The following is a 9,490-nucleotide window of genomic DNA, read 5'->3' on the forward strand; positions in this document are numbered from 1 at the left end:
GTGCCCAAAAACCGCCCCTGATCCGCTGGTCGATCCAGGAAATCCGCCGTATCGCAACGCGCCTCTCCCGACGGCGCATCCATCCCGCACACGTCATCGCATGGTCGCTGTGGCGACGAGCACATCAGGCCCATGCACGACGAGCACATCTCAAATCAAAAGCGCAACTGTAATGCTAGGCGGCCACATCTCGGTGCGGGCGCGCAACGTCTCGGGCGCGCTGATGCTGACGATCGAGGACACCGGCTGCGGCATACCCAAGGACGCATTGAGCAAGCTTGGCCGGCCGTTCGAGCAGGTGGAGAACCAGTTCTCCAAAAGCCATCCCGGCTCCGGCCTCGGCCTCGCGATCTCCAGGTCGCTCGCCGAATTGCACGGCGGCGCGCTGAAGATCCGCTCGACCGAAGGCGTCGGCACCATCGTGTCGGTGCGCATTCCGTCCGCAAGCGATCGGCGGCGGTCCAAGCCGCCGCGTAGAGTGTCTTTTGCTTTGACTGCACTGCCCCTCACCACTGAGCGAAGTCGAATGGGCGACATCCTCCCCCGTAAGGACCAGGCTTGCCGAGCAGCGATCCTCCGCCTCTCACACACCCAATTGAGAAGAGCGTTCACTTCCGGGCCGGTCGCGGCTCTGCCCCTGCCGCGGAGAGGCGCATACGCGCGGCGACTGGGTGCCCCCGTCGACGCTGACCGGAACGTCACCGTCAACCGTGGCGCGGCGCACGACCCGGTGCTGGTCGCCATAGTCGTGACCGCATAATGCTGGGTGCGATCGCGGCAATTCGGATCGGCACGGGGCGCCATGTGCTCCGACCCTCAGGGGCTGTCCCGGTCGGCGCAAGACCCACGCTCAGCGGCGCTCAAGCCATCGGCTTTCGGAATGACCGGCGACGCTTCGTCTCAACGACTATGCCGCTCCGGCTGTCGGCCGTATTCTTCGCCTTGAACACGGCCGTTTGCTTCGGTTTCGGTTTGGGTGGCGCTTCAGGCTCTGCCCTTGGCTCCGGCGGTGGCTTGGTCTCTTGCTTGTCCTTGCGGGCGCAAAGCAAAGCCTTGGCGGTCGCCGCGTCCGCATCCGAGACCTCGCCGGCCGGCTTGCCGTCGAGATCGACCCGCGCGGCGCCGGCATCCAGTTTCGCCAAGTATTTGGCCATCCTGGTATAGGCGAGCAGGGCTCTCCTCACTTCATCATCAGACAGTTCGCCGTCAAGCACCCGAATGTCATGATGGATGCCGATCTTGAGCGGCCTGGGCGCTTTCGGATTGAATGCCGCAGGCCACTTTGCCGATAGATGTCTGAAAAGCTGCGCGGGCGATTTCCCTTGGCTAGCGGTCGACATGATCAAGCCTCGCCCGATTTGTTAACGTTTCCCAATTCGGACCTTCGTAGCACGCATATATGCAATGATTATGGAAAAGTGGGTATTCGTCCCACAGGGTCAAGCAGTGCGTGCTCACGTCTCCCCATTCGGGCAGACGGAGCGCCTGCTGCAGCGAGCAGTATCCGGTAGCAATCACGCCGAGCCGTCCCCGTCGAGTTCATAGTCAAGACAGTATGGTCAGTGGAAAACGCTCTTGCCCCATCTCTCCGCCAGCCCGCAACCGTTGGCAGCGTATCTGAACGCCGGTAGCGAAAAAGCCGACCCTCCGCCGAGCGCCCGTCGGCGAGTAGGACGCCGAAAGCGTCGCGGCTCCCCTCTACCAGTTCGGCCGTTCCGTCGTACCAGGCGAGCGGCTCGTAGCGCGAAAGCTGCTCATGCGACCGTTTCGCGATCTCGGCCGGTTCGACGCCGTCCTGGGACGGAAACCATGCGAATGGCTGGCGAAACGGTTCCGCCGCAGCCCGGCGTCGATCACAAGAACCCGGCGTCGGGCGCGAGCAACTCGACGTCGGATTGCAATGAACCTCAGTCAGGGCAGCTCAATTCGGATCGTTGTGAGCGACACGCTTCGGGACTCCCATTCGATTGCCCGACTCGGCTCATGCCGGGACGGGCTGTATTCTGAGGGTGTTTGCGCTCCATGTTCACGGTGGCCGCCATGGAGGTCGCCTCAGAAGCGGCGCCCAATCGGAAACATTAGCACCTCCGCGTTTTGGCGTGGCTGCTTGAACTCTTCGACGGCAACCGCCTCAAGTAGCAGGTCCAAGGCTTCGCGCCCCCTCCGACTCATCGGGTCATCGCCACGCAGGTAGTGATACGCTCGATCTAAATGCACCCGCGCGGCGGAAAAATCGCTTGTCATATGACCCTCTCAGTTACCGCCCGCATTAGCCGTCTAGGAGGCGAGGGTCACGCAATCGTCAATATCAACAGGCGGATTTGATTTAAATCGCGGAGGATCCGGGAGAAACCAGGACGCCGGCTTGTCTTTATGCGAAAGCCTCGTGATTACGTGGCCGAGTGGGTACGCCATGGAAGGTCGAGCTCCTCGCCGCGCGCGGTCGAGGCCATGTCCTCGCTTACCTGCTCGGCAACGACCCCGGTCAATTCCGGCAGTTCAGTCAATTTTTCGAAGACGGTCATTCACCTGATCCTTTCGGCAAGGTTGCCCCGTCTGTCTGACGCAAAAGCTGGTCCAGCGTGAGCAGCGGCGAGCGCATCGTCTTGGCATAGGCGTAGTGGAAGCAATCGAAATTGCTGAGGCGCCGCTTTCCTACGCCGTGCTGTTCGGCGACAGCGACCGCGTAGGACAGGACGCGTCGGGGCGAACCGGGCTCGCGGCGCCGGATCTTTCGTGCTTCGAGCCATTCGACGACAACCGCCTCCGCCGCTTTGTAGGAGCAATTCAACTGATCCGGCCGTGAAAGGACGATGATGGCTTCCCAGGCAGCAAGTGTCGATGTGAACGGCGATGCCGCATCGAGCAGCGCCGCTTCACCTTACCTTCCAGCGGCCGAACATAGACCCGAATACCCAACTGCAAATCGAGGAGCGATACGATATCCGAAATCGGACCCGCCCAAAGTCCAAGCGAGTCGCGTAGTTCCTGCGCATCCCCGATCGGCCTGGGCACGGACATCTCCCGGCAGCAGAGGGCGAATGACATCCGCAGCCTGCGCCTCAGCCGTGGCAGGCAAGATCATACTAAGGACTGATAGCTGACGAGAGAATTCAGGTTGCAGCATGATTTCTACCATTGCGGGACGGATCAGCCGCATACCCCGCAAGCATAGGACCGTAATCGCCTCGCCCGACTGATAGCGGCGTGTGGTCAGCCCGAGCCAGGGGCCAACTGAGCGCGAAGTTCGGAAGTTTTCCGGATTCTCGATTGCAGTCACGTAAGAGACCGCCGCTGTACCGCAAATCCTTCAATTCCTAACCCTACGATCCTCCCCGATCAGCAAGCTCCATCAATGGCTTGCGGATAGTTCACGGACGATCCCCTAGTGCCGATTGCCGTCCGTAACCCCCAAACTCGTAGAACTCGCGCCTCTTTCGACGCGGACCGTGGCGCTCGTTCGCGGCGGTCGAGTTCGCTACGCTAAAATGGGGCGACTGGTTCAACAATCGCCGGCTGCTGGAGCCCATCGACAACATCCCGCCGACCGAAGCCGGAGGCACGCTACTACGCTATGCCGGAAGAGCCGGCCATGGCGGCATGACTCAACGAAACGCCTCCGGCAATCCCGGTGCGGTTCATGTTTGCGCAACTCAGCGATTATCGGGCTGAATAAGGAAGCGGCTCTTGCCATCTCAGCGCGGCGCTGATTCGCGCTGGCTATTTTGGAAGTCTGCGTTGGAAGGTTCTGAAATCTCCGTCTAGTCGATGAGGTATCCATCTTGTGGATGCGTTCCATCAAAACAATCGATTTTACGAAGAATGAAGGACATGAAAAACGTCGCTCGAAAGTCGACGTCTACGGGAGCTCTCCAGTCTGCGGAAGATGGAGGCGAAATCCTTCTAGACCTGATCGCCAACGGCACACCACACTCGATGTAATCCGCTCGTTTTCTTACCATCACTCGAGGCGCAAACTCCAGCTAAGGCGGTGCATAGCGAAGATTGCATCGCGTTTATAGCGCACAGGAAGTCATTTGCACGTGCTGCTGACCCCTCCGTTCAAAACTCTTCATCCACGGAAATATCAGGAATGAGTTCACCCCGGCGTACGGCATTCATTACAGGTATCACCGGCCAGGACGGCGCGTTGCTTGCCGAACTGCTGCTTTCGAAGGGCTACATGGTGCATGGCCTGAAGCGGCGGGCGTCGCTGATCGGGAATACCCAGCGTGTCGACCACCTCTATCAAGACCCGCATGAGGACCATCCGGACATGGTCCTGCATTACGGGGACATGACGGATGCGACAAACCTGATCCGTCTCCTGCAGGACACGCAGCCCGACGAGATCTACAATCTCGCTGCGCAAAGCCACGTGCAAGTCTCTTTTGAGACCCCCGAATATACGGCCAATGCCGATGCGCTCGGCACGCTGCGGCTGCTGGAAGCGATCCGCATCCTTCGCCTCGAGGACAAAACGCGGTTTTACCAGGCCTCCACATCCGAACTCTTCGGTTTGGTCCAGGATGTCCCGCAGAGGGAGACTACCCCGTTTTATCCACGCTCGCCGTATGCGGTGGCGAAGCTCTACGCCTACTGGATGACGGTGAACTACCGTGAGGCATACGGGCTCTACGCCAGCAACGGGATTCTGTTCAATCACGAAGGACCGACGCGCGGCGAAACTTTCATCACGCGCAAGGTGACCCGTGCGGTAGCTGCGATTATCGCCGGCAAGCAGGACTGCCTCTATCTCGGAAACCTGGAGGCAAAGCGCGACTGGGGTTCGGCGCGCGACTATGTCGAGGGCATGTGGCGCATCCTGCAGCACCACGAGCCTGACGATTTTGTGCTCGCGACCGGCGAGACGCATTCGGTCCGCAGCTTTGTCGAGGCTGCCTTCAGGCGAGTCGAGAAGGAGATCGTCTGGGAGGGCGAAGGCGTTGACGAGGTGGGCCGCGAACGCAGGAGTAACCAGGCGCTGATTCGTATAGACAAGCGTTATTTCCGTCCGACCGAGGTTGACCTGCTGATCGGCGACGCGTCTAAGGCGGCCACCAAGCTCGGTTGGAAGCCAAAGACCACTTTCGATGAGCTCGTCTCGGAAATGGTCGAGGCCGATTGCCGCGCCTACGGAATCACGCTCGATTAAAGTGAAAAGATAATGATTTTGCTGGAGGGCAAACGCATTTGGGTCGCCGGCCATCGCGGCATGGTTGGGTCCGCACTGGTGCGCCGGCTATCCGGCGTGCCCGAGGTAAGGATCCTCACGGCGGACAGTCGTGATCTCGACCTGACCGATCGCGCAGCGACGACCGCCTGGGTCCGGGCACAACGTCCCGACCTGGTTTTCATGGCGGCCGCCAAGGTCGGGGGAATCCTGGCCAACAACGAACGCCCGGTTGATTTCCTCCAGGACAATCTCGCGATCGAGCTCTCTACGATCGCGGCCGCATTCGAGGCGGGCGTCGAGAAGTTCATGCTGCTCGGCTCGTCCTGCATTTACCCCAAGTTTGCGGCACAACCGATCCAGGAAAGCTCGCTGCTGACCGCGCCGCTCGAGCCGACGAACCAGTGGTACGCGACTGCCAAGATCGCCGGAGTGATGCTGTGCGACGCTTACCGTCAGCAGTTCGGGCGTAGCTTCATCTCGACCATGCCGACAAACCTGTACGGGCCGAATGACAATTTCGACCCGCTTGAGAGCCATGTGGTGGCCGCGACGATTCGAAAGATCGTCGACGCACGCAACGCCGGTAGGAATCGCGTCACGATATGGGGTAGCGGGTCGCCGTTGCGCGAATTCATGCATGTCGACGACCTTGCCGACGCGCTCGTCTTTCTGATGGAGCGCTACGACGAAGCGGGGCCGATCAATGTCGGCAGTGGCCAGGAGATATCGGTTCTCGGCCTCCACCAGTTGGTGGCGGAACTGTGTGGATGGCAAGGAGAGTTTGACTTCGATCGCTCCAAGCCCGACGGCACGCCGCGGAAGCTCATGGATTCGAGCCGCTTGACAGCACTTGGTTGGCGGCCGCGGATCGAACTGCGCGACGGTCTCCGTCAGATGATAGACATCTACGGAAGCACCATTGCTGTTCAACCAAACTCGTCATGATCTGGTGAGCTGGTCGGTCGGCAATTCCCGTCAGCTAACTTTCCGCACATCGAGACCAGGCTCGTCATCGAAAGCTGATCACCGGGCACAGCTTTCGGCCAAAACTTAACGCCTTATCACGACCGGCGGGCGCCGGTTTTCCCAGCCTTCCCGCTCCAACGTCGCCACGCAGTCCTCCTCGCTGGGGTAGCCCAGGCAGAAATAGCCGATCAGCGTCCATTCGGGCGGCGGTCCAGGATCCGGGCGATCTCGGGAGGATCGAGGATCGACACCCAGCCCATGCCGATTCCCTCCGCCCGCGCAGCCAATCATAGCGTGTGCACCGCCATGACCGCCGAATAGTCGATGGTCGCCGGCATGGTCAGGCGGCCGAGCCCGTGACCCTGGCCGGTCGTGCGGTCGGCGAAGACCGCCAACTGGCAGGGCGCCTCGGCAAGTCCGGCGAGCTTCAGCCGCGCATAGAGCGCGGCGCGCTCGCCCGAAAAGCATTGCAGCGCCTCGGCATTGCAGCGCTGGAAGCAGCCTCTCACTGCATCGCGGCATTCCGGGCTGTCGACCACGACAAAGCGCCAGGGCTGGCTGAGGCCCACGGAGGGCGCAAGGGCTGCAAGCGCAAGCAGCTGATCCAGCGCCCCCTCGGAAAGCGGCGTGGGTGCCTGAAGCGCCTGACATCCCGGCGCCACAGCAAGAGATCGACGAGCCCGGCGCGAAATTGGTCGGGAAAGTTTAGGCCAGACGTCATCGCGCGGCGTTGCCTTTTGTTGTGATTGCCCGGCCGCGCTGGATTTTTCCCCTCTCTGCCGCGATTGCGGCGGCAATGCCGCGCACGAAGCGACACCTGCGTGTTCACTTGTCGCATTTGCAAGTGATCGGCGAAAGCGGCCTTGACGGCCATCTCCCCCTGTTGGGGAGCAATGCAGCGATTTGGCTGAAGCCTTTCGAAATCTGGCTGCTGGATTTGGCTGAAGCTTATTTCAGCGCCAAGGCGGCCAGCTGACCTAGCGCGCCAATACTCCTTCTCCGGCGAGTTTGGATAAAGATTCAGGTCAAGCTGTTGTTCTTGCCATATGCCAACAGCGCATAGATCGGAGCGTCATTGCTATACCGGTAGTAGATGACCCTTGCACGAATATTTCGTAGTTGAAAAGCTTCGCACGCGCATCCGGCACCTCGACGGCGGGAACGCGCGCCCGTGCCATATGTCAGGTTCATTACAATCGGCCATCTGGGAGACTGCGGAGGTTTTTCAAAGCGTAACCATGCGCTTACTGCGCGCTGAGCGCCTGGCACGGCCTTTGATTTCTGTTCGAAGCTGCAATCGCCGGTGCGCTCGCAGACGAGCGGCGCGGCCGTCTGGCACTGCCAGTTATATCCAGTCGTCCACATTGGATTGACCGCCGGCGCATTCTTGGCGCCCTGGGCGGCAGCGGGAGCGCTGGCCGCTGCCGGCAAACAGAGCTGAAATAAAAAAGCTAAGACGCATCATCATGTTCCGTTTCTATAGCTGCCGGCACGATCAGGATCGGCTCACGCCGCCGCACAAGCCCGCCGGCGGTAACCAGAGAACGCTTGATCGGGAGCCCGTCGTGAAGCTTCTCGTGCCGACCGGGCGCGCGACCTGGCCGAGTTCGACCGGCACCCGGAGTCTCCTTCGGTCTTTGCGATTTTGGCATGGGATGCCCCGGAGCTCGGCTATGTCGCCCTGTCGGACCTCGACAGCTTGCGCGGGCCGTTCGGCAGTCTGGTCGACTACGACATGACCTTTGCCGCCAGCAAGCCACTCTCGGCGCATGCCGACGACGCTCGCCGTCGCGGCTTCATTTCCGCGCAATCGAAAGGGGCTGGGCTTGGGCTCACGCCCGGCCCTTTTTCTCGCCTTCCGCTCCACTTAACCGCACATAAACTGCGCTCCTTTCTCTGACCAGCCAAGGCTGGTCCGGCTCCCCCGAAGAGAACCGCCCAAGAGCGCCGGCGTTACTATTTCCACAAGCTCATAGTCGATAAGGACGCAAAGTCTACGCCATGGAAGGTCGAGCTCCTCGCCGCGCGCGATCGAGGCCATGTCCTCGCTTACCTGCTCGGCAACGACCCCGGTCAATTCCGGCAGTTCAGTCAATTTTTCGAAGACGGTCATTCACCTGATCCTTTCGGCAAGGTTGCCACGTCTGTCTGACGCAAAAGCTGGTCCAGCGTGAGCAGCGGCGAGCGCATCGCCTTGGCATAGGCGTAGTGGAAGCAATCGAAATTGCTGAGGCGCCGCTTTCCTATGCCGTGCTGTTCGGCGACAGCAACCGCGTAGGACAGGACGCGTCGGGGCGAACCGGGCTCGCGGAGCCGAATCTTTCGTGCTTCGAGCCATTCTACGACAACCGCCTCAGCCACTTTGTAGGCGCAATTCAACTGATCCGGCCGCGAAAGGACGATGATGGCTTCCCAGGCAGCAAGTGTCGATGTGAACGGCGATGCCGCATCGAGCAGCGCCGCTTCATAGGCGTCGGCCGTGTCCTCCCCCGCCATCATCGAGACGATCGCACATGCATCGACGAACATTTATTCGTCACCACCAGTGAGATCATGGTCGAGCTCGTGATAGGCCTCCGGTGGAACCGGCTTTCGACCTGGCTGAAAAGACAGGCCGTGCTTAGCCAGAATCTTTTGCGCCGTTTCTCTCGGGCTTTCCTTATTCATCCGGTTGCGGATGGTTTCACGCAGGGCGACAATCACAGCATCGGTGATGCTTGTGCGGTCAATGCGCGCAAGCTCCCGAGCGAGAGTATCGGCCTCCGGATTGCGAATGTTCAGCGCCATGTGTGTAGCTCCAAGCGTGTAGCACACTTTACATCACTGTGTAGCTTGGAGCAAACCCGCAGTGTCGGTCGATCAGGCTGGCTCATACTTCACCGGCGGCTTGTTCATCCTCCTCTTCAAAACTGTTAGCGGCGAGCCAACCCACTAATGTCACTGAGGCGAACGGCCTCGGGAGGACGGGCAGAGGCTGCGTGCCACACGCGCCCTCATGCTTCGGGACCGTGCGGATGGGCCACGCTTTTCTGGGCGGCACGAAGCACGTGATGCGTGTCCAAAACCCGACAGCGGCAGAAAACATGTCAGGTTCAAAACAAACATTGGCGAAAAATGTCAGGTTCATTGCAACCGGCCATCTGGGCACTGTGGAGGTTTTTCAAGCCTGGCCATGCGCTTACTGGGCGCTGAGCGCGCTGGCACGGCCTTTGCACTGAGTGAGGGTGACTGCACGCAAAGGGGCAAGACGAGCGATGCTCTCTCTTGAACCCGTGTGCCCGTCCTCTGAGAGGGAAACAAGCTCGCGCATAAACAGGCGCAACCTTTGGCAATAGCTTTGGAGAGCTG

General features: G+C 60.5%; 10 protein-coding genes and 5 pseudogenes. 6 read left to right on the forward strand and 9 right to left on the reverse strand.

Annotated features, from left to right (window positions below; genetic code table 11):
- Window positions 1-178 precede the first annotated feature (178 nt).
- Window positions 179-457 (forward strand): annotated as a pseudogene (locus G6N73_RS32910) (ATP-binding protein); the annotation flags it as partial.
- 126 nt (window positions 458-583) lie between these two features.
- On the opposite strand, the pseudogene G6N73_RS37595 reads toward G6N73_RS32910, so the two are convergent.
- The 5 genes and pseudogenes from G6N73_RS37595 to G6N73_RS37605 form a co-directional block, all read right to left on the reverse strand.
- Window positions 584-768 (reverse strand): annotated as a pseudogene (locus G6N73_RS37595) (hypothetical protein); the annotation flags it as partial.
- 92 nt (window positions 769-860) lie between these two features.
- Window positions 861-1,340 carry a ProQ/FINO family protein gene (locus G6N73_RS32915; protein WP_165034112.1) on the reverse strand — a complete coding sequence of 160 codons (480 nt, stop codon included), beginning with the start codon at window positions 1,338-1,340 and terminating at the stop codon, window positions 861-863.
- 1,050 nt (window positions 1,341-2,390) lie between these two features.
- Entirely contained in the window at window positions 2,391-2,525 is a 135-nt protein-coding gene (locus G6N73_RS38145) for a hypothetical protein (RefSeq protein WP_008838333.1), read from the reverse strand.
- The gene (locus G6N73_RS32925) at window positions 2,522-2,869 is read right to left on the reverse strand and encodes a type II toxin-antitoxin system VapC family toxin (RefSeq protein WP_246252764.1); all 348 of its coding nucleotides are present in this window, start codon (window positions 2,867-2,869) and stop codon (window positions 2,522-2,524) included. The genes G6N73_RS38145 and G6N73_RS32925 overlap by 4 nt, the downstream gene beginning before the upstream one ends.
- Window positions 2,870-2,881: 12 nt before the next feature.
- Window positions 2,882-3,292: pseudogene (locus tag G6N73_RS37605) on the reverse strand (transposase); the annotation flags it as partial.
- Window positions 3,293-3,432: 140 nt separating this feature from the next.
- Between G6N73_RS37605 and G6N73_RS32935 the strand changes: the two are divergent.
- The 3 genes and pseudogenes from G6N73_RS32935 to G6N73_RS32945 form a co-directional block, all read left to right on the forward strand.
- Window positions 3,433-3,604: pseudogene (locus tag G6N73_RS32935) on the forward strand (IS3 family transposase); the annotation flags it as partial.
- Window positions 3,605-4,093: 489 nt separating this feature from the next.
- Entirely contained in the window at window positions 4,094-5,155 is a 1,062-nt protein-coding gene (gmd, locus tag G6N73_RS32940; RefSeq protein WP_165034113.1) for a GDP-mannose 4,6-dehydratase, read from the forward strand.
- A 12-nt stretch (window positions 5,156-5,167) separates the two neighbouring features.
- Entirely contained in the window at window positions 5,168-6,121 is a 954-nt protein-coding gene (locus G6N73_RS32945; RefSeq protein WP_165034114.1) for a GDP-L-fucose synthase family protein, read from the forward strand.
- 105 nt (window positions 6,122-6,226) lie between these two features.
- Here the strand turns inward: G6N73_RS32945 and bluB are convergent.
- Window positions 6,227-6,863: pseudogene (gene bluB, locus G6N73_RS32950) on the reverse strand (5,6-dimethylbenzimidazole synthase).
- Window positions 6,864-6,872: 9 nt separating this feature from the next.
- Between bluB and G6N73_RS32955 the strand changes: the two are divergent.
- Window positions 6,873-7,118, forward strand: coding sequence for a hypothetical protein (locus G6N73_RS32955; RefSeq protein WP_165034115.1), 246 nt, complete (start codon window positions 6,873-6,875; stop codon window positions 7,116-7,118).
- A 669-nt stretch (window positions 7,119-7,787) separates the two neighbouring features.
- Entirely contained in the window at window positions 7,788-8,042 is a 255-nt protein-coding gene (locus G6N73_RS38905; protein WP_165034116.1) for a DUF2958 domain-containing protein, read from the forward strand.
- Here G6N73_RS38905 and G6N73_RS32965 read toward each other — a convergent pair.
- From G6N73_RS32965 to G6N73_RS32975, 3 genes are read right to left on the reverse strand one after another with little or no spacing between them, the layout of a single operon-like run.
- The gene (locus G6N73_RS32965) at window positions 8,010-8,255 is read right to left on the reverse strand and encodes a hypothetical protein (protein ID WP_165034117.1); all 246 of its coding nucleotides are present in this window, start codon (window positions 8,253-8,255) and stop codon (window positions 8,010-8,012) included. The genes G6N73_RS38905 and G6N73_RS32965 overlap by 33 nt on opposite strands.
- The gene (locus G6N73_RS32970) at window positions 8,252-8,671 is read right to left on the reverse strand and encodes a type II toxin-antitoxin system VapC family toxin (protein WP_165034118.1); all 420 of its coding nucleotides are present in this window, start codon (window positions 8,669-8,671) and stop codon (window positions 8,252-8,254) included. Before G6N73_RS32970 ends, G6N73_RS32965 begins: the two co-directional genes overlap by 4 nt.
- Window positions 8,672-8,929 carry a type II toxin-antitoxin system VapB family antitoxin gene (locus G6N73_RS32975; protein WP_008838331.1) on the reverse strand — a complete coding sequence of 86 codons (258 nt, stop codon included), beginning with the start codon at window positions 8,927-8,929 and terminating at the stop codon, window positions 8,672-8,674.
- Window positions 8,930-9,490 lie beyond the last annotated feature (561 nt).

This window comes from Allomesorhizobium camelthorni (assembly GCF_011045125.1).
GTDB lineage: Bacteria > Pseudomonadota > Alphaproteobacteria > Rhizobiales > Rhizobiaceae > Allomesorhizobium > Allomesorhizobium camelthorni.